We start from the raw sequence: 23,411 nt of genomic DNA, 5'->3' as shown, positions 1-23,411 counted from the left end.
ACGGTCCAGGCGGTCGAGAGTGCCGGTGCTGTGACCAGAGAACGGCAGGCGCCATGATCTCGATCGCGATGTCGACCCGGACGCACGGAACGGACCGCCGCTGGCTGTGGCTCCTGGCCCTGGGCCTGGCGCTGCACCTGCCGGGCCTGTGGACGGGCTACTTCTCGGACGACTTCACCCACCTCTGGGTGCTGGAGGGCCATCGGTTCGGCTCGACCCTCGAGCCCTGGTCCCTCTACGACTTCGGCAGCGCCGAGGACTTCCGCAGCTCGACCCAGGACCTGGGCGGCGTGCCCTGGTGGGTGGCGGACGATTGGAAGGTGCGCTTCTTCAGGCCGGTGGCGAGTGTGGTGCTGTGGTTCGAGCACGTGGTCGGCGGCGGCAGCCCGCTGGGGCACGCGCTCGGGGGCTTGGCCCTGTGGGGTGCCTTGCTCGCGGCGATCCGGCGGCTGGCCCTGCGCTGGGGCTTCAAGCCCTGGGCCGCTGGCGCGGCACTCTTGATCTTCGCCTGCAGCGAGAGCACCCACCTGCCCGTGAGTTGGGCCGCGAACCACAACAGCCTGCTCGAGGCGCTGTTCGGCGTGCTCGCCCTGACAGCGGTGGCGCGGGCGCGGCCGTCCGCGCGCGACGTGTTGCTGGCGACGGGACTCGCCATGCTGGCCACGGCGTCCAAGGAGTCCGGCGCGATCTTCCTGGTCCTGGTCGCCGTGCGCTGCGCGTTCGTCGCAGGTGCACCTCGCCGCCGCGCGGCGCTGCCCGTGGCGGCCATCGGAGCGTTCCTCGCGCTGTGGCTGCTCGGGGGCTACGGCTCGACGAGCCTGTTCTACCCGATGCCTTGGGAGCATTTGGGCGAGGTGCGGATGCGCGGGATCCTCTTGGGGCTGTTCGGCCTCGGTGGCCTCGTCGGACCGGCGAGCCTGGACTTGATGGTGTTCCACAGCTCCCTCCTCGACCCGCAAACGCCCCTCGGCGCGCTCCTGCTGCTGGCCCTGATCGGCCTGAGCATCCTCGCCTTGCACGTCGCCACGTCGCGCCTGCGAGCGACGCCGAGCGGAGGCCTGCTCGTCGGCTGGCTGGGCCTGTCGATCCTGAGCCAGGTCTGCGCCCCCACCTCCGATCGGCTGCTGTTCGTGCCCGCGATCGCCTTCGCGCTGTTGGCCGCGCGCTGGGTCGAGGTCTCGATCGAACAGCGCCGCGGTCGCGCGACCGTCGCGATCGTCGCCACACTGATGGTTCCCGTCAGCGGCCTCTCGCTCGTCGGTCGACAGTTGGCCCTCGCCGACGCTGCCGCCGAGGCGCGCGAGTTGATCGACGAGATCGTGCACGTCGCACCCGAAGGCGGCGACGTGGTGCTGCTGAACCTCCCCAACGCCCTCGCGGGCCTCTCCCTCGGCCCGGCGGTCCGCCTGGCCGGGGGACACGGGGACCTGCGCCCCTGGCCACTGCAGTTCGGCCGCGGCGGGGCGACCGTGGAGCGGCGGTCGGTGGACACCTATCGGATCACCCGCAACGACGGCGCGTTCCTCGGCAATCCGCTGGAGCGGGTCTTCTCGACCTTCGGCCATGCGCCCGACTTCGAGGCATCTACCGAGCACCGCGTCGGCCCGTTGTCGGTCGTCCCCGGCGGGCGCGGCGCGCCGGAGCAGCGGCCCTCGAGAGACGACCCCCGGACCTTCATCGAGCTCTCGGTCGACCACTCCGACCTGGCACGGCCCCTGGTCCTCGCAGCCTGGGTCGACGGGCATCTGGAGGCCTTCGACCTGCCCCCGGTCGGGGGCTCGTTCCAGTTCCCCGATGCACACTCCAGGGCCCCCCTGGCCCCCTGAGGCAGGCCACGGCCCCGTTCTGGGCCCCTGGAAGCCGTATACGTTGCAATAGCATACCTGCACGTATACAACTTGCCAGCATCATGCCCCTGCCCCCTGACACTCGCCCCTTCGTCGGCCGCACCCACGAGCTCGAGGTCCTCGAGGACCTCCACGCCTCCGGCCGCCCCGAGCTGTTCGTGCTCTACGGCCGCCGCCGCGTGGGCAAGACCGAGCTGCTCCAGCGCTTCTGCGAACGCCGCCGCGCCGTCTACTTCCTGGCCGCCCAGGTGCGCGACAAGGACAACCTGAACGCCTTCCGCGAGTGCCTGCGCGAGGGCCTCGACGATCCGCTGCTCGACTCGATCGACTTCCCCGACTGGTCCTCCGCCCTCAACTTCGCCGCCGAGCGCGCGGGCGACGAGCGCCTGGTAATCGTGCTCGACGAGTTCCCCTACCTGTGCGAGGGCAACAAGGGCCTGCCGTCGCTGCTGCAACGCTTCTGGGACAGCCGCGGCAAGCGCTCGCAACTGATGGTCGTGCTGTGCGGCAGCCAGGTGTCGTTCATGGAGCGCGAGGTGCTCGCCGAACGTTCGCCCCTCTTCGGCCGCCGCACCGGCCAGCGCCGCCTCGAGCCCCTGCGGCCCGCGGACTCCCTGCGCTTCTTCGACGGCTGGGAGCTCGAGGACCGCATCACCGCCTACGCGATCCTGGGCGGCATGCCGGCGTACCTGCAGCGCTTCGACCCGGCGCGTGACCTGCGCGAGAACCTGTTGCGCGAGATCCTGCGGCCGGAGGGTTACCTGTTCGACGAGGTGCAGTTCCTCTTGCACTCGGAGATGACGACGCCCGCGACCTACAACTCGATCCTGCGCGCGGTGGCGAAGGGCTCCGAGAAGGTCGGCGACATCGCGTTGACGGTCGGCGTCGAGTCGACGACGGCCAACAAGTACCTGAGCGTGCTACGCGAGCTGGGGCTGGTCGAGCGCCTGGTGCCGATGACCGACCCCGACCCCCTGCGCTCGCGCCGCGGCACCTACCGCATCGCCGACCGCTTCCTGGCCTTCCACTTCCGCCACGTGCAGCCGAACCTCTCGCTGATCGAGGCCGGGCGCGGCGAGCGCGTGCTGGAGGAGGTGATCGAGCCCGACATCCCCAACCTGTTCGAGGACGCCCTGGTCGACTTCGTGCTCGACCATCTGCGTCGCGAGGCCGCGGAGCTGCTCGGCCGCGAGGTGCTCGAGGTCGGCCGCCACGGGGGCGAGCGGGTGCGAGCCCTCGCGCGCCTGGACGACGGGAGCCACGTGGCGGCGGTCGTAGAGAGCGGACGACCGGCGGCCGCTGGCGCGGAGGCCGCCGAGCTGACGGCGCTCTCGGAGGCCTTCGGCGAACCCCCGCCGGTGCTGCGCTATCGGCTTGGGAACGATGTGCGGACGCCACTCGTAGTCGAGGGGCCTGAGCTCCTGAGCTGACTCGACGTCCCCCGAGACCCTCGACCCGAACGCCCACCATGCAGATCGCTAAACGCCTCCTGCTCCTCTGGAGCCTGGCCGCTCTGGCCGGCTGCCTGAGCTTCAGCTTCCACGACAACCGGTCCTCGGGCAGCTACGAGGACGACGACTTGCGGGTGAGTTGGGACCTGCGCCGGGGTGGCGGGGACGCCAGGGTCAGGCGGATCGACGCGCTGCTCGAGCCGGGGGCGGCGGTGCAGGAGGTCGAGATCCTCGTGCTGGCGGACGAGGTCGAGGTCGAGCGCTGGCTGCTGCGGCCGGTCGAGGGCGAGAACCGCCGGCGCGTCCGCAACCTGCGGGTTCCGGGCGCCAGCGAGATCCGGCTCCAAGTCCTCGTGGTTCCAACCGACGGCTCCGACGCCGACCTGGTGGTGGACGCGGGCCTGACGGTCGTCGCCACCCCCCCGGCCGACGTCTTCAAGTAGGTCTGGACGTAGGCCGACCCCGCTTCGCAGGCTAGCCCCCCCGGAGGGCCGACCCGTGAGCATCGACCGCCACTTCCACGACTACTTCGCCGCCGTCGAGCGCGCCGGCGGCCAGGACCGCTGCTTCCTGTGCCGCCGCACGCCCGCGGACGTGAAGGCCTTCTTCGGCTTCCACGAGGACGGCACGCCCATCGACGCCGACGAGTACGGGCTGGAGGACGTGGTGCTCGACCGGCTCGACGTGATGAGCTACCGCGGCGAGCGCCCGGTGTGCGCCGTGTGCCAGCTCAACCTGGACGCGGTCGAGCTGGCCGGTGGGCGCGACATCCTCGCGCGGGTCCTGCGGCAGATGCTCGACGAGCGCGACAAACTCTGGCCCGGAGACGACTGAGCCCGGCGGCGTCGCACCGAACCTCGATCCGCAGGGCGTGGGTCCATGGCCGGTCGGCTGACGCGGGGCACTTCACGGGTGAGCGCAAGACGCCGTGCAGCACGACGAACGAGCCAGCCGGGATCGAGAGGGCTGGCGTGCGAAGCCCGCCGGGTCCGCGGGCGACGGCAACGGCGTGGCGGTGGCCGTGCAGGCGTCATGCGCCTTGGTGATCCCGCCGGGCGTCGTCTGCCGTCTGGCCGCGGCTACCGTGGTTCTGTGCGGTGCCGCTCCTGGTCCAGGCTCCACAGGATCTGGCCAGAATCGCCATCCGTGATCCGATTCCCACCGAACCCATCCGCCATCTTCTGCTCGTCCCGGCTCTGTGCCTCCTGCACTCGTGCGTCCTCCCCGGCCCCGCCCTCGACCGCATCGCCGGGAGCTACGACGGGGACCACATCGACCTCGAGTGGGTCGTCCTGCTCGAGGAGGACCATGCCCTCATCGAGCGAGTCGTCCTCGATGTCGACGGCGAGGCCACCGTCACCGCGGTCGAGATCCTGATCACCTTGGACGAGGGCGTCGTCCAGCAGCGACGCGTCCTGCCCTCGCCGGGCGGTACCCATGAGGAGGTGCGCGGTCTCCGAGTCGATCCGGGGCTGGTGCACCTCGAGGTCCTGGTGATCCCCTCCGACGGTTCGGACTCCTACAAGATCGCCGACATGACGACGACCGTGCATTGACCGCGTCGGGGCCGGGACATCTGCCTCCCTCGCCGCTGCACGCCAGCGGCCGCGGAGGCCTCATTCGACGACGGCGGCGGCTCTCGGTCCGAGCCGATGGCCAGCTCGATCTGGACGCGATCGAGCTGGCCGGCGTCGGTTACCCCCGCGAGCGAGTCCTGCGCGAAGCGCGCGAGGAGACCGCTCAGAAGCGGATCACCGCGTCGACGGGATTCGTCACCAAGAAGCTCCCGGGCGCCAAAGCTCCGGGCACGGTGGGGAAGGCGGCCTGGAAGGACAGCACCGCCCCGGACAGACCGGTCAGGCTGCTCGGCAGGCCGAAGGGGAAGGAGACCGGGTTCGCGAAGCCGGTCGCGGTCGTGGCCTGCACGAAGAACGGCGCGGCGAAGTCCGTCTGGACCAGGCCCTCGACCCCGGGCAGGGCCAGGGGCGCGGCGGGCAGGGCGCCGACGACGAGCGCCACCTGACCGACCTTGCCCCACACCAACAGGCGCCGCGTCTGGCCGGGACCATCGGCCCCGACGAGGGTCAGGAAGGGCTGGTTGGGCGGGTTGACGATCAGGCTGGGGGCCGAGCCGGGCTGCTCGACGACGCCGCTGGCGAGGTCCACGCCGCTATGCACGAAGACGGCTGCGTCCAGGCGAGCCGTGGCACCGCTCGCGCAGCCGAGGCCGCCCGGTCCGCCCGCGGCCACGTTCTCGAACCCGCGCAGGGTCAGGCTCGAGTGGTCGACGTACAGGGCGGAGCCGCCGATCTCGCAGAAGGTGAACAGGCTCTGATAGGTTCCGCCCTCTCCGCCGCTCACGTTGGAGCCCACCACCGTGGCGGAGCTGCCGACGAGGTACAGGCCGGTGCCACCGGGCGCGTACTCCTCGGCCGGTGCAACGCCGCTGTTCCCGGTGATCGTGCTGTCCACCACCACCAAATCACTCCCCTCCACGCGCAGGGCCGCGATCCCGTCCAGCTGCTGCCAAAGGGTGTATTCCGTCGCTGCTCCGACGACGCTGCTGCGCGCCAAGAGGACCTGATCGCAGTCAGTCAGTCGCAGGGGGAACGGCTTGCCGGTGATCGCCAACTCGTCGAGGTCCAGACGGCCGGGAACTGACGTACAGGCGAGCGTCCCGTCGATCTGCAGCCCTGCCAGGGTGAATCCGGCCGCGCCGGTGACCGTGCAGTCGCCAGTCACCACCGGTCCCGGGCCGACTCCAGGACCGAGGATCGAGAGCGCGATCGGTGCATTGAAGGCCGCATAGGACCCCGGCTGGACCAGGATCGTGTCGCCGGGCGAGGCCGCGTCGATCGCCGCTTGGATCGTCGTGTGGTCGCCACCGCCGCCGGCGTCGACGACGAGCAGTTGGGCGGCGAGGGTCAGAGCGCAGGTCAAGCTGGGCATCTCGCGTACTCCGATGAATGGGTCCGAGCTGCGGCGACAAGGGTCGGCCGCACGCAGACCAGACTAGAGCTCCGCGGACGGAACGGGGACGCGACCCTGGTCCTCGCGCGGGCTTGCGCCAGGGGCTGCCCCTATACTCCCGAGGCATGGCCGCCGGACTCCCCAAGCCCATCCACACCGTGCTGGACCGGATCCGGCAGGTGCGCTTCGGCGGCGCCAGCCGGTCGGTGGGCCTGGCGGCGGTGATCGGGATGCTGGCCGGGGTCGTGGCCTACGCCTTCGACGCCCTGACCGACTTCTTCAAGCTGCACCTGGCCGAGGGGCCGATGCAGCTCGAGGGCGAGTTCATCGACCTCAGCGGCCCGCGCCCCTGGTTGATCGTGATCGTGCCGGCCCTGGGCGGGGCGGCCGTGGGCTGGATGACCGCGCGCTTCGCTCCCGAGGCCGAGGGCCACGGCACGGAGGCGCTGATCAAGAGCTTCCACCGCCTGGCCGGCCGGGTCCGCCGACGCGTGATCGCCGTCAAGGCCCTGTGCAGCGCCCTGACCATCGGCACCGGCGGTTCCGCCGGCCAGGAGGGCCCCGTGGCCCAGGTCGGCAGCGGCATCGGCAGCATGGTGGCCGACGCCTTCGGCCTGCCCGACCGCGACCGGCGGGTGATGCTGCTCGCCGGCGCCAGCGCGGGCATCGGCGCCCTGTTCACCGCGCCCCTGGGCGGCGCCCTCTTCGCCCCCGAGGTCGTCTACCGTCGGCCCGAGTTCGAGGGCGACGCGATCATCCCCTGCATCATCTCGTCGATCGTCGGCTACACGACGTTCACGAGCCTCTCCGGTCGCAGCCGCGCGATCGAGCTCGACCCCGCCCTGCTCGAGAACCTCTCCTTCGGCGGACCGGCGGAGCTGCCCCTGTACCTGGTCCTGGCTCTGGTCTGCACCGCTGTCGGCTGGTTGTGGGTGCGCTCCTTCGACCAGATCGGCGCGCTCTTCCGCCGCATGAAGCGCACGCCCCTGGCCCTGCGCGCAGGTCTGGGTGGGTTGATGCTCGGTGTCGTGGCCCTGGCCATCGCGCCCTTCAGCGACAAGTTCGGCGTGCTCTTCGGCGGCTACGACCTGATGCGCGGCTCGATCACCGGCGAGATCACCCTGGTCGCGGCCGTGCTCTTGATCTTCGGCAAGATCCTCGCCACCAGCTTCACCATCGCCTCCGGTGGCAGCGGCGGGGTCTTCGCACCCTCCTTGGCGATCGGCGCCCTGTGCGGCACCGCGGTCGGGCAGGTCGGCAACGCCCTGTTCCCGAGCCTCGGCATCGAGCCCGCGGCCGTGGCCCTGGTCGGCATGGGAGGCTTCTTCGCCGGCGTGGCCAAGACCCCGATCGCTGCCATCCTGATGGTCAGCGAGATGACCGGCCACTACAGCCTGCTCGCGCCCTTGATGCTGGTCTCCGTGCTGCACCTGCTGCTGGCGCGCAACTGGTCGATCTACGAAACCCAGGTGGACGGCCTGGTGGACTCCCCCGCCCACGCCGGCGACTTCGTGGTCGACGTGTTGGAGGAGATGCGCGTCGAGGAGGTCATCGACAAGAGCCGCGAGCCGGTCCTGATCCACCAGAACGCGACCCTGCGCGCCGCCCTCGACCTGGTCTCGTCGGCCTCGGGCTCCTACTTCCCCGTGATCGACGGCGACGGCGCCATGGTCGGCATCTTCTCGCTCTCCGACATTCGCCGCATCTTCCTCGAGACCGACGTTCACAACCTGGTCCTGGTGCGCGACTTCATGGTCGACAAGGTCGTCACCACCACTCCCAACGAGAGCCTGAACGACGCCCTGCGGAAGTTGAACGAGCGCTCGGTGCACGAGATCCCCGTGGTCTCGGCCGACGACCCCACCCGGGTCATCGCGATGCTGACGCGCAACAACGTGGGTGCGGCCTACCACAGGCGCCTGCGCGAGCTGCGTCGCGCGGCGAGCTGACGGACCGGCGGTCGCCAGGATCCGCGCCGAGCCACCAGGGTCCGCGTCCAGAGGGCGGGCAGGCCTTCCCCCGGCTCGCCGCCGCGCGATCGTTGTCCGAGGCTTGGCACACCCAGGAACGTATGTGTCCTGTTGGCTGGGCCGTGGTCGTTGTAGCCCGGCCAGACGGTGCTATGAGCGTCCATGGCCTCGAAGGAACTCGTCGCAGCGTCGGCACGACCGCTGTTGCTCTCACTGCTCGCCGACGGCGAGGACTATGGGTACTCCCTGATCCGCCGGGTGCGCGATCTCTCGGAGGGCAAGCTCGAATGGAGCGAGGGCATGCTCTACCCGGTGTTGCACCGGCTGGAGGACGAAGAGCTGATCCAAGCGCGCTGGAAGCGCTCGGCGGAGACCGGGCGCAAGCGTAAGTACTACCGGCTGAGGGCTAGCGGCAAGCGCGCCGCAACGGCCGAGCGCGAAGCCTGGATGGACGTGCACTCGACCCTCGCCAGGCTGTGGCGTGGGACGCGGGTCTGAGACCGATCGCGGGTCGAGCGAAAGCGCGATTCGCCCGCCTGACCGGTCGAGCGCTCGCCCCCCGTCGTCGCCAGCCGCCGGCACCGGTCACCCCGGGTGGCGCTGCACCAGTCCGCAGGCGCTGCAGGAGCCCGCGCGAGTCCTGGGCCAGTCGACGGGGACGCCGCAGCGCGGACAAGGCCCGCGGCGAGCCGGGACGCGTGCGCCCTCGACGACGACCTCATCGGGAGCCGGGAACATCCACGGCAGGGCCATCAGCATCACCACCACGGCCGCCAGGGCGCCGGCAGCCATGCCGGTGAAGGGCGACGAGCCCACTGATACCGCGGCGGAGACCACGCCGAACAGGCGCACCGAGACCACGAACACCGGGCGCCAACCCGCCAACTCCCGCGGCCAAGGGGCGGCCGTGGCTGCGACGGCGCCGGCCTCGCCGAGCAGAAGAGAGGCGAAGACTCCCAGCATCGCCAGCGCCGGGCCGCCCATCGCCACGCCCACTCCCAGGCACACGGCAACGCCCAGGACCAACCCCTGGCGCCAGCGTCGCGCGGAGCCCATGGCGGCGAAACGCCGAGCGATCCAAAGCGACGGCAGGGCCAGCACGAGGGCCAGGGCGCCGGCCACGAGGCGATCGACACTCGACTCGAGAAAGGCACCGCCGAGGGCGCCGGCCAGCATCGTCAAGCCCTCGAGGGTGAATACGGCGCCGCGCCGCGGCAGCACCACCGGCAGTTCTCGGTCGTGGTAGATCACACGAAGAGCGCGACTTCGGCGAACAGACCGGGACCGAAGGCCATGGCGACGCAGGGTCGCCGCGCGCCGCGCTCCATCAGTCGCTTCAGGATGAACAGCACCGTGGGGGACGACATGTTCCCGAGCTCGGCCAGGATCTCGCGCGAGACCTCCACATCGTCGGCCGCCAGGCCCAGGACCGATTGGACGGAGTCGACGATGCGCGGACCGCCGGGGTGCACGGCCCAGGAGGCCACGTCCTCGACGCGCAGGCCACTCTCGCCCAGCCACTCCCCGAACCACGGCATCAGCGCGCCTTCGATCGCGTCGGGCACCTGGGCCGAGAGCGAGATGTCGAAGCCGTGGTCGCCCACCTGCCAACTCATCAGCGCCTCGCTGGCCGGGAACAGGCGCGAGCCGCAGGCCCGCACGGGCCAGGCGCGTCCGGCCGGCTCGGAACCAAGGACCAGGGCCGCGGCGCCGTCGGCGAAGAGCGCGTTGGCGACGACCTGGCCCTCGCCCCCACCGGGCTGGACGTGGAGCGACGACAGCTCGACCGCGACCAACAGCACCCGGGCGCGCGGGTCCGCCTCCACGAAGGCGCGCGCCACGCGCAGGCCGTTGAGCGCGCCGTGGCAACCCATGAAGCCCACGTTGGTGCGCTCCACCGAGGGCGAGAGGCCCAGGTCGTCGATCAAGCGACGGTCGACGCCCGGAGCGCCGAAGCCGGTGCAGGAGACGGTCACGAGGTGGGTGATCGATGCCGCTTGGCCGGCCTCGGGACCCGCGTCGGCCAGAGCGGCGCGCGCGGCCTCGGCCGCCAGACCCGGCGCCAGCTCGCAGTAGGCCGACATGCGCGCGGCGGTGCCGGGGCCGAGGGGATCGCGCAGGGGGAAGAAGGTCTGGTGGACCTTCCCCGCACCATCGACTTCCGCCAGCACGCTGTGTCGGGAGCGCACTCCGGTGCGTCGGAAGAGGGCGGCGGCGCTGCGCGCCCGACGGTCACCTTCGGGCAGAAGCTCGCCGAGCATCTCGGCCGCGCGTGCCTGGGGCACGGCGACCGGGGGCAGGGCGGTTCCGACGCCGATCATGTGGGTGGTCATTCGTGCGCCCGACCGTAACCGAACCGCGCAACCAGTGACGCGATTACCCGCGAGCGCGCGACGACCGGCACGAGGGCAGCGACCCAAGCCGGGTGGCGCACGAAGCCAGCGACCAGCGCGCAGCGCCGCCGCGCCGTATCGAGTTCCGCGCCCTGGGCCCGTGCCCAATCCTGCGCCGCCTCCGGGCTCCAGCCTTCCAGGAGCCTGGTGAGGTGTTCAGCAGTCACCCGCGCGCTGGCCAGGGCCCAGGCGATGCCCTCGCCGGTGAAGGGCTCGACGTAGCCCGCCGCGTCGCCCACGGCCAGGGCGCGCTCGGCGAAGGGCCTCTCGGCGTGGCGCGTCAGGGAGGGCGTGCCGGCCCAGCTCGCGTCGACGCAGGCGGCTGGCAGGACCAGGCCGCATTCGCGGGCAACGGCGGCCACCGCTGCCGCCGCGCCGACCGCCCGCAGGGCGCTGGGGTCGGCGGCGGCCGCCAGGTCGACGCGCCCGTCCTCGAGCCGCACCAGGCCCACATAGCCCGAGCGCCCAACCCCCAGGTCGACGCGACCCGCGGGCAGGTCGAGCTCGCCACCGTCGTCGAAGGTCGCCCCCAAGCCGACCCGCGCGCCATCGTCCGACGGGGCCGTGACCTCGCCGACGCGGGCCAGGAGCGCGCCGCCGAGTCCATCGGCCGCGATCAACAGGCTCGCCTCGACGACCTCGTCGCCGCCGCCGAGCCGCACCCGGCGGCGACCGCTGCCGGGCTCGTTGGGCTCCACTCGGGCGGCGACGCCGGTTCGCACCTGGGCTCCGGCGAGCTGTGCCACGTCGATCAAGGCGGCGTCCAGTCGCCAACGGGAGAGGGCCGCGGCCCCCGCGACCGGCAGTTCGGCCCAGCGTCCCGAGGCGCCGATCCGCGCGCGCTCCAGGGGCACGGCCCCCAGGGCTTCGGCGGAGGCCTGCACGGAGAGTTCGCGCAAATCGGCCACCGCGCGCGGGTGCAGACACGAACCACAGACCTTGTCCCGTGGGAACTGCGCACGGTCGACCAAGAGGGTCGAATGGCCCAGGCCGGCGCTGCGGATCGCCGTGGCCGCCCCGGCCGGACCGGCGCCGACCACCACGACGTCGAAGTCGGTGGTGGCTTTGGTACCCGTCATCGGCGCGAGGCTACGCGATCGCCGATCGGAGCGCGCCGGCCGAATCGAACGCTCAGGGCTGGGCCAGGTCGGCGCGACCGGCGACCGTCGCCGGGTCGTCGTCCGGCGCGTCCCCGCGCCCACGGTTCGCGTCCACGGGCCGGGGCCGCACGATCGCGGGCGACGGCAGGTCGCGGGGGTGCGGCGAGAGCAGCAACTCCTCCGTGTCACCGCTGCGGATCCGGGGCCGCCATTCGAGCTGCCAGCGCAGGGGCCAGACGCGACGCAACCTCGAGGTGTACATGCCCGCCTGTTGCGACATGTGCTCGATCTCGTCGAGCTCGAAGGCCGCGCCGACGGAGAGCAGCGAGTCGGTGCGCACGACTTCCGAGCGGGTCAGGAGGCGCGAAGCCGCCGCCGCCAGCAGGGCTCCGCGCTTGAGGCGGCGCAGGTCCTGGATCAGGGCCAGGCGCGGCGAGGCTTCCTCGATCGCCGCGAAGAGTTCTGCCGCATCGTCGTCCGAGAGGTGATGGACGAAGAGCGAGCAGACGATCACGTCGTAGCCGCGGGGGATGCCTTCGGTGATGACGTCGCGCTGGAAGAAGCGCACCTCGAACCCGGCTCGGCGGGCGCGGTCGGCGGAGACGTCGAGGGCCACCGTGCTCAGGTCGCAGCCGGCGGGCCGCAGGTCGATGCCTGCGCGGCGCGCGCGGCGGGCCAGGCGCACGAGTTGGTCGCCCCCGCCACAGGCCACGTCCAGGAGCCGCACCGGTCGCCCGAGCTCGAGGGAGAGCTGGCGAATGGGCGCGAACAGGGCCCGGTCGCTGGCACTCCAGGCGTTCAGGCGGGCCAGGCCCCTCAGCGCCGCCCGATGCTCGGCTTCAGGCAGACTGGGGTCGTCCATGACCTCCGCCTCCAGGCGGCGATCAGCAATCCCATCCCACACCTCTGCCAGGGTCACTCCCACGGGACCCAGTGTGCCCGAACTCGAGGAATAGCGGGGAAGTGGACCAGCGCCCCCGAGGCGACTGGCGTAACTCGAACATGGACCAGGCCCCGATGAACGACGCCGGCCTGCGGGCACGGGAGCTCCGCGACGGGGCTCCCGACGCCATTGCGACCTGGTTCGAGCTCGAACGGCCGGTCGTGTACAGGCTGTGTTTGGGGTTCCTGGCCGACTCGGCCGAGGCTGACGACGTGACGCAGGACGCGCTGCTGCGTCTGCGCGATCGGATCGAGAGCTGGGATCCGCAGCGACCCTATGAGCCCTGGCGCAACACCCTGGTTCTGAACTTGTGTCGCGATCGGATCCGGCGGCGCACGCGCCGCGAGCACCACGAGCAGATCGCCGCGGGCGACACCGCGGCGATCCTGCCCGACCCCTCGGACGTGGCCCAGGCCGAGGAGCTGCGCACGGCCCTGGCCGCCGCCCTGGCGCTCTTGCCGCCCCGTGAACGCGAGGCCTTCGTGCTGCACGACCTGGAGGGCATGGACTCCGAACTGGTGGCCACCCAACTCGAGGTCAAGCCGGCCACCGTGCGCGCGATGCTCTGCATGGCGCGTCGCCGCTTGCGCGACGCCCTGGCGGATCGATTGCCGGCCGGCTTCGCCTTCGGGGGAGGTGCCCTGTGAACGAGCGCGATCCCCTGGACGACCTGGCGCGTTCCTGGCGCGAGGTTCAACCGCCCGCCGAGAGCGAGCGCGTCGACGAACGCGAGGCTGCCGCGCTGGCCTGGATGCGCGCCGCCTGGAGCCAGCTCGAACGGCCCTCGCGGATCGACGCAGCGGACCGGCAGCCGTCGGATGGACGTCCCTCGCACCAGCTCGCCTCCGACGAGTTCCTCCAAGGGGCGAATGACGATCCGGTCCTGACCTGGACCCGAGCCGCGTGGAGCAACGTGGCGCCGCCTGCACCCAGCGCGGAACGGGACCGAGATCCGATCGTCGCCTGGGCCCGTCAGGCCTGGTCCGCGGCCCTGGTCCCCGCCGAGCTGAGGCCGCCGCGACGCGCGCGGGGACGACTGCTCCTGTTGGTGCCACTGCTGGCCAGCGCGGCGGCGATCGGGTTGCTGCTGGTGCGTCCCGACCTGCTCGGCACGAACGGCAGCGGTGGCCCGGGAAGCGGTTCAGCTGATGGTTTGGCCGGCGGATCCGTCGAGGTCGCGTCGGTCGACGACGGTCCTGCGTCCTCGACCGCTCGAACCGGCCTGCCCGACGCGGGCGCCTCGACCTCGGACACCGGCGCGGGCCCAGGCTCCGGCACGCCGCGGCCCAGCGTGCAGATCCACCGCGACGGCTTCGAGCTCCGCTCGGGCCGCGTGCGGATGATCTTGATTCAACCCGACCTCGACGACACCAACCGAACCAACGGAGAACTTCGATGATGACCGCACTGCTCTCGCCCCTGCTGGCCCTCTTGCTCTGCGCCCCGCAGACGATCAACAGCCCGAAGGAGGAACCGGTGGAGAACCCGTACCTCCCCGGACACTCCAACTACGAGCTGTGGGAAGGGTCGGTCGACGCCAGCGAGCTCGGGATCGACGTCTTCGTTCCGGAGTACACCTCGAGCCACGAACTGATCACGATCGCGGGGCAGCTCACCAACAACCGGATCGCCGTGCGCGGCACCGGTCCCAACGTGAGCGTCGTCGAGAATCGCGATCGCCTGATTCCCCTGGGTGACAGCATCGCGGTAATCGACGTGCCCGCCGGTCGCGCGCAGGTTCTCGGCATCCTGCGCGAGCTCGACCTGAAGGTCGGTCTGGAACGCAAGCACCGCATGTCGCGGGAAGCCGCGCCGGAGTCCACGACCGTCACCTACACGCCGCGACACATCGAACTGCCGACGGCCTTCAACTCTGTCGCAGGCCAGCCCCCGGGTTCCGGTATCGGGCTGGAAGCCATCCCGCTCTACGAGGTCGGCTCGCTGCTGCTGCGCGGCACTGAAGCCCAAGTCGCGCGAGCCGTCGAACTCTTGCGGAGCATCGACCTGCCGCGCAAGCAGGTGCTGCTCACGATCTACGCCATCGCGCCCCACGAGGGTCCGACCTCCGCGGGCCTGCCCGGGGAACTCGTCAACGGCCTGGCCCAACTTGTGCCCGGCACGAACTTCGACCTACTCGGCAGCGCCTCGGTCCGAACCGCCGTGGGCAACAACCAGGTCAAGCTCGAGAGCACCCTGCGGGATGGTGAAGACCTCTCCTTCTCCGCCAAGCCGTCGGGCTACGACCAGGGCTCCGGCGAGATCTTCCTCGGCGACTGCTCCCTGTACGTCAACTCCCGCCGCAACGCCGACGGTCCGAACCGCGAGACGCGGGTCTCGACCTCGGTCTCGGTCTCCGTGGACGAGTACGTGGTCCTGGCCGCGGCCGGAGGGGACCGCACCTTCTTCGTGGTTCACACCCAAGAGGGTTGAGTCAGGACCGGCCAGCGGCGGTCGCCCCCTCGAGGACGACGGCCACGAGCCCCGCTCGGACGGTCCACGCGGCCGTCCGCAGCCAATTGGTAGCCACCAGGAGTCGGTGGGTCGCGGGGTCGAAGGAGCGCTCGAGGCGCGCGTGGCAGGGAATCTGCAAAAGGGCCGTCGAGAGCCAGATCGCGACGATCAGGCCGAAGCCCACACGCAGCGGCAGGGCGTCGGCCGCGCTGGGCGGATCCAGGGCCAGCAGCCCCCCGGTGACCAGCTCGAGCCCCATCAAGGGGGCGACCAGGGGCGTGATGCGGCGCGCGTGGCTGGCTTCGAAGGCGGGGAACTCCCGCGCGCCGACCAGGGCGTAGAGCGGGTAGTGCACGAGCTGAACCATCCAGATCAGCCCGAACAGGGCCCAGGTCGCCGCGGCGTGGACGACGAGCAGGCTCACGGACGGGGACCGACGGGAGCGCCCAGCTCGGCCAGGACGGCCTCCGCCACCCGCCGTCCGGAGCGCAGGGCGCCCTCGATCGAAGCGTGGGTGCGATGGTCGCCGGCCACGAACGCGCCGCCGGCGGTGCGCGCGGGTCGATCGAGGGGCTGCAGCCGACCGGGGGGCTGGGCCGGCTGGGCGTGGCGGATGCAGTAGGTCCGCAGGTGTCTCCAGCCGTCGACCGACTCGCCGTACCACTGGCGCAGCTCGTCGACCACGGGCGCGACGATCGCCGCCTGATCGTGGGCGCCGAGGACGGTCGCGGCCAGCAAGTGGCGACCGGGTGGCGCGTAGGACGGCGCCACGTCGCTCAGCACGGCGAAGTTGTTGACCAGCGCGCCCGCGTCGCCGCCGAGCACCAGCAGCGGCTCGCCCACCGGCGATTGCGGAGCGTCGAAGTAGACGCAGGTCACGGCGCGCGAGCCGGGATCGGCGACCTCGCCCAGGAGCTGAGCCGCTGAGGGACCGTCTGTGGCCACGACCACCGCGTCGGCCTCGATGCGCTCGCCATCGTCGAGGATGACGACGCCTCGCTCCACCGCGCGCACCCGCGCGTTCAAGCGCAGGCTCCCCTCCGTCAGCCGCGCGGCGAGTTGGCCTGACAGGGCCCCCATGCCGGCGGCGGGGACGGCGGCGTCCCCCACCGAGAGCATGCGGAAGACGAACTCGAACATGCGACTCGAGCTGCCCAGGTCCCGATCGAGCAGGATGCCGCCCAGGAACGGGCGGAAGAAGCCGTCGATGAGCTCGGCCCCGAAGCCCCGCGCGCGCAACGCTTCGAGAGCCGTGGCCTCGGGCCGCGCGAAGAGCTCGTCCACGGTCCCGCGCAGGCACGAGTGCCGCAAGGCCGCCACGCGCAACTTGTCGGCCGTGCTACCCAGACCGCGCAGGAGCGCGCTGACCACGGCCGAGGGCTCGCGGAAGGGATCTGTAATTCGCCGGAACCTCCCCTCGCGGCGCACCAGGGCCCCCGGCTTGAATGCACGCAGATCGAGCGCCTCCAAGTCGAAGGCGCCGGGCAGCTCCGAATAGGCCGTGAGCAGGACCTGGAAGCCGCGGTCGAGCTTGAAGCCCTCCAGCTCGTCCGTGCGCACGCGGCCACCGACGCCGTCGCCGGCCTCGAGCAGGCAGACCTCGACCCCGGCGCCTTGCAGCTCGACGGCGCAGCGCAGACCGGCCAATCCCGCTCCGATGACGACGACGTGTGACAAGCTCGAAGGTCTTCCCGGGTTCAGTCGATCGCCGAGCCGGCCCAGCGCGAGCGCAGGGCGTGCAGCCACTCGCGCCACTGCGCCAGGCTCGCGAGGTATTCGATTCCACGCCGTCCACGGCGCACGCCGCGCGCTCCGTGACCGCCGACCACCAGACGGATCGACGGCGACAGGACGGCGCGCAGGTCGCCGAGCATTCGATCGTTCGCGACACCGCCACTGGACAGGGAGACGCTGATCGCGACGGCATCGGCACCGACTTCGTGGGCAGCCGCGGCGATCTCTTCGTTGGGCGTGCCGACGCCGAGGATGCGCGGGCGCATGCCCTCGAGCGAGCAAACGAGCGCACACATCTGCAAGCCGAGCCCGTGCAACTCGTGTCGCAGGGTCGCGAGCACGACGATCGGTCCCTCCGCGGCGCGCGGCAGACCGGCCCGCAGGGTTCGCAGCAGGTCCGCGATCAGCTCCGAGGCGTAGTGTTCGTGGCGGACGTCGAGGTGACCGTCCGCCCATTCGCGGCCGACCGCATTCAACAGGGGCGAGACGCGATCGCTCAGGAAGCGCTCCGGGCCCAGCTCGCGCCAGGCCGCGAGCAGCTCGCGAGTCAGCGCGTCGCCCTCGAAGCGCCGCACGTGATCGATCAAGGTCGCGACCTGCTCACCATCGCCCGACTCGGGTCTCCCGCCGGTCAGCAGCGCGTCGAGTTCAGACTCCGTGGCGGCCACGGCGGAACCGGGTCGGTGTCCCAGGGCCAAGGCCTCTGCCACCCGCCGCAGCCAGGCGACCTGCTCCGCGGTGTAGCGCCGATGCCCCGACGGCAGACGCACCGGCACCGGCCGTCCGTAACGCCGCTCCCACATGCGGAGCGTGTCGGGCGAGATGCCACTGGCCGTCGCCGCGCCGCCGATCGAATGCAGATCGTTCGGCGTCGAGCTCGTCTCTGCGGGGTCCTGGTTCGTCATTCGCGCAGGTGCGAGATCCTAGAGCGACCTCGGATTCGTGGCCAGGGCGGCGGTTGCCGCCCTTCCTGGATTCGACCTGCGGCCTGCATCCACGGCGGCCACGGCGCGAAGGACAGGGCGTCGGAAGGTGTCGCCGAATCTCGACGACCATCCCTGAACGACTCCTGACCCCACCTTCGCCATGCAACTGACCCTCATCGCAGCTCCCGCCCTCGCCGGAACCCTCGGCCTGCTCTCCCTCGCCCCCAGCCCGGTCGTAGGGCCGCAAGACTGCCCCGCGTCCCAGACCCAGTGCACCAAGGGTGCCGACCGCGTCGTCACCGTCGCCGATCCTGTCCAGAGGACAGGCAACATCGTCGAGGTCGCCAGCTCCGCCGGTCACTTCTCGACCCTGGTCACCGCCGTCGGCGCGGCGGGCCTGGTCGACGTGCTGTCGGGTCCGGGTCCGTTCACCGTCCTCGCCCCCACGGACGAGGCCTTCGCGCAGCTCGACGAGGGCCTGCTCGAATCCCTGCTCCAGCCCGAGAACCGCGCGACCCTCGCCGCCGTGCTGAAGAACCACGTGATCGCAGGCAAGGTCCCGTCCAGCGCCGTGGCGGAACTCACCGAAACACGGCCGCTCGGCGGTCAGCGCCTTTCGATCAACGTCGCCGACGGCGCCGTGCACATCGGCGGAGCGACGGTGATCACTGCGGACGTCGCCGCGAGCAACGGCGTGATCCACGTCATCGATCGGGTCCTGGTGCCCAACACCGCGGACGTGATCGACACGGCCCTGGCTGACGGGCGCTTCGGCACCCTGGCCAAGGCGCTGACCGCCGGCGGCCTGGTCGAAGCCCTTCGCGCCGAGGGCCCCTTCACCGTCTTCGCGCCGACCGACGCCGCCTTCGCGAAGTTGGACCCGGCGACCCTGAGCGCGCTCCTGGAGCCGGCCAACCGTGACCAACTGGTCGCCATCCTCCAGTACCACGTCGTCCCCGGCCGAATCTCGGCCCGCGACGCGGTCGGAGCCGGCGTGGCCACGACCCTCGGCGGCAAGGACCTGCGGGTGCGCATCGCCGACGGCCAGGTCCTGGCCGGCAACGGGCGTGTCGTCGTGACCGACATCGAGGCCGCCAACGGTGTGATCCACGTGGTCGACACCGTTCTGATTCCCTGACCCTGGAGGACCGGGCCTCGGGTCGGAGAAGTCCCCGAGCCGACGCCCGCCCGCCGGGTCCCATGGCCCTCTGGAGACGCTTCGTGACAGCCAAACACGTTCTGCACCGACGGCCCGGGACCGGAGCCACCGACCTGGAGTTGGCCCACGCGGGCGACCAGGCGGCCATCCAGCGCTGTGTCCAGAAACTCGGTCCGATCGTCTGGAATCTCGTGCGTGCCTGGGTCGACGACCGGCAGACCGCCTCCGCCCTGGTGGAGCGGGCCTTTTGGCAGCTTTGGCGGTCCGGAGGCGACTACGAGCCCGAGCGCGAATCGGAGATGGTCTTCGCCGCGCGTATCGTCCGCCGACTCCTGGCCGAGAGCGGGCATCGGCGCTCCACGGCCGTGGCGATCGGCGCTATGGTCTCGCACAGGTCGGCGGGACCCGCACGGGCTGCGGCAACCGCGGACCGACCGCGGCAACTGCGACAACGATCCACCTCCGTGCAAGAGCAACTTCTCAGCGCGACCCTCCTGGGTGGGCCCTCGGCCCGGTTGGCTTCCGTGGGCGCAGCCTCCGCTCCGACCCGGGGGCGCGGCGTGGTGCGTGACACCCTGCAGTCGACCCGCGGGCTGATCGCCGCTGCCGGCGCGCGTTGCGCGATCGAAGTGCGCTGCAGCCGGCGAGAGGGGGTCTTGGCGTGAGTTCAGGGCACAACGATCGTCTCGAGGCCCTGATGGTCGACCAGGCCACGGAAGGCCTCGACTCGCCCGCGGCGCGGGAGCTCGAAGCCTTGCTGGCCGAACTCGATCCGGGTGACCACCTGGCGTTCGAGCGCGCGGCCGCCGCGGTCGACCTGGCCTTCACCTCCCAGGCTGGCGAGCTCGAACCCTTGCCGCAGGGCTTGGCCGCGCGAATCGCCGCCGATGCAGCGCGCTTCGTCGGCGCGCCTGAACAGGGTGGCCCGGGCGTGGACGTTCCGCAGCGGGAGCTGCCCGCGCAAGAGTCGTCGACCGGTCGAGTCGGTGGGCGCGGTGCCAGTCCGCGCGGTGCCAGTCCGCGTGGTGCCGAACCGCGTCGATCCCAGTCGAGCCGGTCGACAGAGCACCGGGACCCGAGCCGCGAGTCCGCGCGCCGCCGAACCGAGGCTGCTGGCGGACCGCGTCTGGCGACGTCGATCGGTTGGTTCGCGGCGGCTGCAGCCAGCCTGGCGCTGGTCGTGGTCTGGCGCGATGGCGGCGAGCGCATGGAGACCATCGCCAGCCTCACTGGTGAGCTCGATGCCCTGCGAATCGAGGCCGAGCAGGCCGCGAAGGAAGCCGTGCTGGCCCGCGGCGAGGCCCAGTCCATCGCCGACGCTCTGGAGCAGGAGCGCAAGCGCAGCTCGACCCTCTTGGCCGAGCGCGACACCGCTGACGACCGGCGACAGCAGCTGCTGGCCCAGCTCGACGCTTCGGTCGACCGCGAAACCCAGCTCGAGGAGCGCGTGAGCGATCTCGAGAGCCTGGTCTACGAAGCCCCACCCGACGTCGCCCTGGCCGACTTGCTGGCCAATCCACCCGCCGATCTGGTGCGGGTGCCCTGGTCGACCACCGGCGACCCCCTGGTCTCCGAGCGCAGCGTCGGCGGCGAGGTGATCTGGAGCGACTCGATGCAGGTCGGCTACATGGTTCTGGACGACATGCCCGTCAACGCGGCCGACCAGTTCCAGTACCAGCTCTGGATCTTCTCCGCCGACCAGAAGGAAGAAACGCCGGTGGACGGGGGCGTCTTCGACGCGTCGTCCGTCGGACGGCTGGTGATCCCGATCGACGCCAAGCTCGGCGTCCACGACCCGAGCCTGTTCGCCGTGACCCTCGAGAAGCCCGGGGGCGTGGTCGTCTCCGAGCGCGACCGACTCCTGCTGGCCGCGGCGCTCTGAGCGCTGGAAGTCGACCGACACCGAAGACGATGGAGACCGGCAGAGCATCCTCGACACGACCGCAAGCACCCCTCGCAGAGGGTTGCTTGGAGCGTGTCGCCGCCGGCGAAGAATCGGCCGTCTCGGAGTGCCTCGACCGCTTTGGGCCGCTGGTCTGGTCCCTGGCGCGTCGCATGACGCCCAATCGCGACGAGGCCGAGGACAGCGTCCAGGAGATCTTCGTCGACGTGTGGAAGTCCGCGGCGCGCTACGACGCGGCGGTGGGGTCGGAGACGGCCTTCGTGGCCACGATCGCGCGCCGACGGCTGATCGACCGCGCTCGCCGCCTGGGCCGCCGGCCCCAGATGACCGACCTGCCCGAGGCCCTGCCGGACGAGGCTCCCACCGCGCAAGAGGCCATCGACCTCGGCGACGAGGCGGAACTCGCGCGCGCGGAGCTCGAGCAGTTGCGGCCCGAGCAGAAGCAGGTCCTGCGCCTGGCGATCTGGGACGGGCTGAGCCACTCGCAGATCGCCGACCACCTCTCCCTGCCCCTGGGCACGGTCAAGACCCACGTGCGGCGTGGGCTGCTCAAGATCCGCGAACGCATCGAGGCCGGACGGAAGGCGGACTGATGCGACGGCTGGACGGGAATCCGGAGCGCGCGTTGCGCCGTACCCGGAACCTGTTGGCCGATCGCGCGCTCGGCGACCTGGATCTCGAGGCGCAGGGGGAGCTCGAACGACTCCTGGCGCGGAACCCGACCCTGGACGACGGATCGATGGAACGCGCGGCGACGGCCTTGGCCCTGGCGCTCATGGGATCGCGCGGCCAGCTGCTACCCGACGACCTGCGGCGGCGGCTCGAGGGCTGCTAGTGTCCTGGATCAGTCGCTGAGGTGCAGCTCGACGTCCGTGGGCCCGTCGGCGACGACGAAGCGTTGCAGCGTCAGTTGCGCCCCGGAACTGAGGGCATGCACCGTATAGCTGCCCGGGGCGAGCACCGCGCGCGTGACGCGACCCACGGCGCTCAGTCGCGAGGCCACCAGGCGCCCGAGGTCGTCGCGCACTTCGAGTTCGAATCGGTCGACATCGTCGGAGCCGAGCAGGACGAACTCCACCTGCATGCCTCCGCTCAGGCGCAGCTCCACCGGAAGGTCGGACGTCCCCGCACGCACCTTGAACAGCTCCGCCGCGAACTCGTCGCCACCGGCTTGGAGCACGATCTCACCGGGCGGCACCGCCGGAAGAGCGAAGTAGCCGCCGGCGTCGGTACGTGCCAGGGCATGACCATAGGTGGCGGCGAGCCAGCTCGTCCCGCCCGCTCGGCTCCACCGCACCGCGCGGTTGCCGAGCGGCCGGCCGTCGGGACCGACCAATCGACCGCTGAAGGCCACGGCCGGCTCGAGTTCGATCGTGCCCAGGGCGTAGTCCCCCTCCGCCTCGATCGTGAAGGGTCGCAGCAAGTGCGCCCGACCGGAGCTGAGCACGCTGAGGATCCAGTCACCGGTGGCGATACCGGCCAGCCGCAGCACGCCGCCGCCGGCCAGTGACCGTGTTCGCACCGGTGCCGGTTCGCCGACGCGGTAGAGCTCGACCACGGCCTGTTCGATGGCGATGCCGGTCACGGCATCCACGAACGTCGCCGTCAGCGCGGGACGCCCGCTCTCCTCGAGCGGGTTGACCTGGAACTCGAGCACCCGGGTCTGCTCGTCGATCTCGCGGCGGTCCAGCTCGCGACCGGCCTGCAGCAATCGGACCTCGACCGGCGGCGCCGTGCGGAGGTCCAGCCAACCGGAGACCAGGGGCAGGGGATCGCTCGGATCGTCCGGGACGATGGCCCGGCGGAAGCCGCCCTTCTCGCCCGGCCAAGCCGGTTCCACTCCGGGAGTTGGGACCAGCTCGAGTCGCGGGAAGCCCGCCGGGTCGCGTCCAGGCTCGGCCAGCACCGCCTCGAGTCGCTCACCCCAGGTCGTGTAGTAGACGACGTCGATCACCGGAGCGGGCCGCACCAAGAGGTCGCGCTCCACCGCCCCACGGTCAACGCTGATCTCCAGCGAGACGCTCTGCTCGAGAATCGCGCTGCCACGCAGGATCAGCTCCCAATGGCCCGGCGAGAGGCCCAGCAGCGAGTAGGGCTCGCCGATCGTCCCGCTGGCGTCGACGGCGCGTCCATCAGGGCCCTCGGCGCGGATGAAGACCGCCCCGCTGAGACCGGGGACGTCGGTGTGGACCTCGCCACGCAGCAGGACTCCCAGGTCGAGGGAGTCCATTCCGCTGGGGTCGACCCGAGTGGACATCGGAACTCGGCCCTCGCCCGGCCCGCTCCTGCCGCGGGGCGCTGCGACCAGATTGCTCGCGGCCCGGTCGCCGGACTCGAGCCGGAGCGACGTCTCGCCGCTGTGCCCGTTGCGTGTCTCACCGTCGACGACGGCCGCCCGCTCGGTGGAGCTCAGTCGTACGGCGGCGTCGACCTCGTGCCTCGACGAATCGAGTGCCCACCAGACCACGGGCGCGGTTACTCCGACCGCGGCCAACAGGGCCAGTGCTTGGCGTGAGGACGTCAATGCCATTGGGGAGATGGGCAGTGAACGGGGAATCGCGAGG

The 23,411-nt window shown here is 71.4% G+C and carries 24 protein-coding genes; 15 read left to right on the top strand and 9 right to left on the bottom strand.

Annotated features, from left to right (window positions below; translation table 11 throughout):
* The first annotated feature begins 68 nt into the window (after positions 1–68).
* From Pla133_RS03390 to Pla133_RS03370, 5 genes are all read left to right on the top strand, one after another.
* The gene (locus Pla133_RS03390; RefSeq protein ID WP_419195423.1) at positions 69–1,826 is read left to right on the top strand and encodes a hypothetical protein; all 1,758 of its coding nucleotides are present in this window, start codon (positions 69–71) and stop codon (positions 1,824–1,826) included.
* Positions 1,827–1,909: 83 nt separating this feature from the next.
* Positions 1,910–3,277 carry an ATP-binding protein gene (locus Pla133_RS03385; RefSeq protein WP_145062443.1) on the top strand — a complete coding sequence of 456 codons (1,368 nt, stop codon included), beginning with the start codon at positions 1,910–1,912 and terminating at the stop codon, positions 3,275–3,277.
* 38 nt (positions 3,278–3,315) lie between these two features.
* Positions 3,316–3,741, top strand: coding sequence for a hypothetical protein (locus tag Pla133_RS03380; protein WP_145062441.1), 426 nt, complete (start codon positions 3,316–3,318; stop codon positions 3,739–3,741).
* A gap of 55 nt (positions 3,742–3,796) precedes the next feature.
* Positions 3,797–4,132: a hypothetical protein gene (locus tag Pla133_RS03375; RefSeq protein ID WP_145062440.1), complete on the top strand. Its 336-nt coding sequence runs from the start codon at positions 3,797–3,799 to the stop codon at positions 4,130–4,132.
* 263 nt (positions 4,133–4,395) lie between these two features.
* Positions 4,396–4,854: a hypothetical protein gene (locus Pla133_RS03370; protein WP_145062438.1), complete on the top strand. Its 459-nt coding sequence runs from the start codon at positions 4,396–4,398 to the stop codon at positions 4,852–4,854.
* 184 nt (positions 4,855–5,038) lie between these two features.
* Here the strand turns inward: Pla133_RS03370 and Pla133_RS03365 are convergent, their stop codons facing one another.
* A complete protein-coding gene (locus Pla133_RS03365) occupies positions 5,039–6,247 on the bottom strand; it encodes a right-handed parallel beta-helix repeat-containing protein (RefSeq protein ID WP_145062435.1) in 1,209 nt (402 codons plus the stop codon).
* A 146-nt stretch (positions 6,248–6,393) separates the two neighbouring features.
* Between Pla133_RS03365 and Pla133_RS03360 the strand changes: the two genes are divergently transcribed.
* Positions 6,394–8,217 (top strand): chloride channel protein, encoded by a 1,824-nt coding sequence (locus Pla133_RS03360; protein WP_145062433.1) that lies wholly within the window; start codon positions 6,394–6,396, stop codon positions 8,215–8,217.
* A gap of 183 nt (positions 8,218–8,400) precedes the next feature.
* Entirely contained in the window at positions 8,401–8,736 is a 336-nt protein-coding gene (locus Pla133_RS03355) for a PadR family transcriptional regulator (protein ID WP_145062431.1), read from the top strand.
* Positions 8,737–8,823: 87 nt separating this feature from the next.
* On the opposite strand, the gene Pla133_RS03350 is transcribed toward Pla133_RS03355, so the two are convergent.
* Genes Pla133_RS03350 through Pla133_RS03335 form a run of 4 tightly spaced genes read right to left on the bottom strand, consistent with a single transcriptional unit; the run spans position 8,824 to position 12,593 of the window.
* A complete protein-coding gene (locus tag Pla133_RS03350) occupies positions 8,824–9,489 on the bottom strand; it encodes a hypothetical protein (protein WP_145062429.1) in 666 nt (221 codons plus the stop codon).
* Positions 9,486–10,571: a type III polyketide synthase gene (locus Pla133_RS03345; protein ID WP_145062427.1), complete on the bottom strand. Its 1,086-nt coding sequence runs from the start codon at positions 10,569–10,571 to the stop codon at positions 9,486–9,488. The genes Pla133_RS03350 and Pla133_RS03345 overlap by 4 nt, the downstream gene beginning before the upstream one ends.
* Positions 10,568–11,710: an NAD(P)/FAD-dependent oxidoreductase gene (locus Pla133_RS03340; protein ID WP_145062425.1), complete on the bottom strand. Its 1,143-nt coding sequence runs from the start codon at positions 11,708–11,710 to the stop codon at positions 10,568–10,570. The genes Pla133_RS03345 and Pla133_RS03340 overlap by 4 nt, the downstream gene beginning before the upstream one ends.
* A gap of 52 nt (positions 11,711–11,762) precedes the next feature.
* Positions 11,763–12,593, bottom strand: a complete 831-nt coding sequence (locus Pla133_RS03335; RefSeq protein WP_145062422.1) for a methyltransferase domain-containing protein — start codon at positions 12,591–12,593, stop codon at positions 11,763–11,765.
* A gap of 155 nt (positions 12,594–12,748) precedes the next feature.
* On the opposite strand from Pla133_RS03335, the gene Pla133_RS03330 reads away from it, so the two are divergent.
* From Pla133_RS03330 to Pla133_RS03320, 3 genes are read left to right on the top strand one after another with little or no spacing between them, the layout of a single operon-like run.
* Positions 12,749–13,321 (top strand): RNA polymerase sigma factor, encoded by a 573-nt coding sequence (locus tag Pla133_RS03330; RefSeq protein ID WP_419192078.1) that lies wholly within the window; start codon positions 12,749–12,751, stop codon positions 13,319–13,321.
* On the top strand, positions 13,318–14,073 hold the full coding sequence (locus tag Pla133_RS03325; protein ID WP_145062417.1) for a hypothetical protein: 756 nt from the start codon (positions 13,318–13,320) through the stop codon (positions 14,071–14,073). The genes Pla133_RS03330 and Pla133_RS03325 overlap by 4 nt, the downstream gene beginning before the upstream one ends.
* Positions 14,070–15,104 carry a hypothetical protein gene (locus Pla133_RS03320; protein ID WP_145062415.1) on the top strand — a complete coding sequence of 345 codons (1,035 nt, stop codon included), beginning with the start codon at positions 14,070–14,072 and terminating at the stop codon, positions 15,102–15,104. Before Pla133_RS03325 ends, Pla133_RS03320 begins: the two co-directional genes overlap by 4 nt.
* 1 nt (position 15,105) lies before the next feature.
* Here the strand turns inward: Pla133_RS03320 and Pla133_RS03315 are convergent, their stop codons facing one another.
* The 3 genes from Pla133_RS03315 to Pla133_RS03305 are packed head-to-tail and all read right to left on the bottom strand — an operon-like array spanning position 15,106 to position 17,764.
* Positions 15,106–15,549, bottom strand: coding sequence for a hypothetical protein (locus Pla133_RS03315; RefSeq protein ID WP_145062413.1), 444 nt, complete (start codon positions 15,547–15,549; stop codon positions 15,106–15,108).
* Complete coding sequence (locus tag Pla133_RS03310) at positions 15,546–16,802, bottom strand: NAD(P)/FAD-dependent oxidoreductase (RefSeq protein ID WP_145062411.1); 1,257 nt, start codon at positions 16,800–16,802, stop codon at positions 15,546–15,548. The genes Pla133_RS03315 and Pla133_RS03310 overlap by 4 nt, the downstream gene beginning before the upstream one ends.
* Positions 16,803–16,822: 20 nt before the next feature.
* On the bottom strand, positions 16,823–17,764 hold the full coding sequence (locus tag Pla133_RS03305) for a MerR family transcriptional regulator (RefSeq protein ID WP_145062410.1): 942 nt from the start codon (positions 17,762–17,764) through the stop codon (positions 16,823–16,825).
* Positions 17,765–17,945: 181 nt separating this feature from the next.
* Here Pla133_RS03305 and Pla133_RS03300 point away from each other — a divergent pair, with 181 nt between their 5' ends.
* From Pla133_RS03300 to Pla133_RS03280, 5 genes are all read left to right on the top strand, one after another.
* Positions 17,946–18,923, top strand: a complete 978-nt coding sequence (locus tag Pla133_RS03300; RefSeq protein WP_145062408.1) for a fasciclin domain-containing protein — start codon at positions 17,946–17,948, stop codon at positions 18,921–18,923.
* An 83-nt stretch (positions 18,924–19,006) separates the two neighbouring features.
* A complete protein-coding gene (locus Pla133_RS03295; protein ID WP_419192077.1) occupies positions 19,007–19,609 on the top strand; it encodes a hypothetical protein in 603 nt (200 codons plus the stop codon).
* The gene (locus Pla133_RS03290) at positions 19,606–20,826 is read left to right on the top strand and encodes an anti-sigma factor domain-containing protein (protein ID WP_145062404.1); all 1,221 of its coding nucleotides are present in this window, start codon (positions 19,606–19,608) and stop codon (positions 20,824–20,826) included. The genes Pla133_RS03295 and Pla133_RS03290 overlap by 4 nt, the downstream gene beginning before the upstream one ends.
* A gap of 86 nt (positions 20,827–20,912) precedes the next feature.
* A complete protein-coding gene (locus Pla133_RS03285) occupies positions 20,913–21,440 on the top strand; it encodes an RNA polymerase sigma factor (RefSeq protein WP_419192076.1) in 528 nt (175 codons plus the stop codon).
* A gap of 32 nt (positions 21,441–21,472) precedes the next feature.
* Positions 21,473–21,682, top strand: coding sequence for a hypothetical protein (locus Pla133_RS03280; protein ID WP_419195422.1), 210 nt, complete (start codon positions 21,473–21,475; stop codon positions 21,680–21,682).
* Positions 21,683–21,691: 9 nt separating this feature from the next.
* Here the strand turns inward: Pla133_RS03280 and Pla133_RS03275 are convergent, their stop codons facing one another.
* On the bottom strand, positions 21,692–23,377 hold the full coding sequence (locus Pla133_RS03275) for a carboxypeptidase-like regulatory domain-containing protein (RefSeq protein WP_145062398.1): 1,686 nt from the start codon (positions 23,375–23,377) through the stop codon (positions 21,692–21,694).
* Between the last annotated feature and the right edge of the window lie 34 nt (positions 23,378–23,411).

It is taken from the genome of Engelhardtia mirabilis, assembly GCF_007748095.1.
In the GTDB taxonomy this organism is placed as follows: Bacteria; Planctomycetota; UBA1135; order UBA1135.
This window is presented reverse-complemented; position numbering and strand designations above follow the sequence as displayed.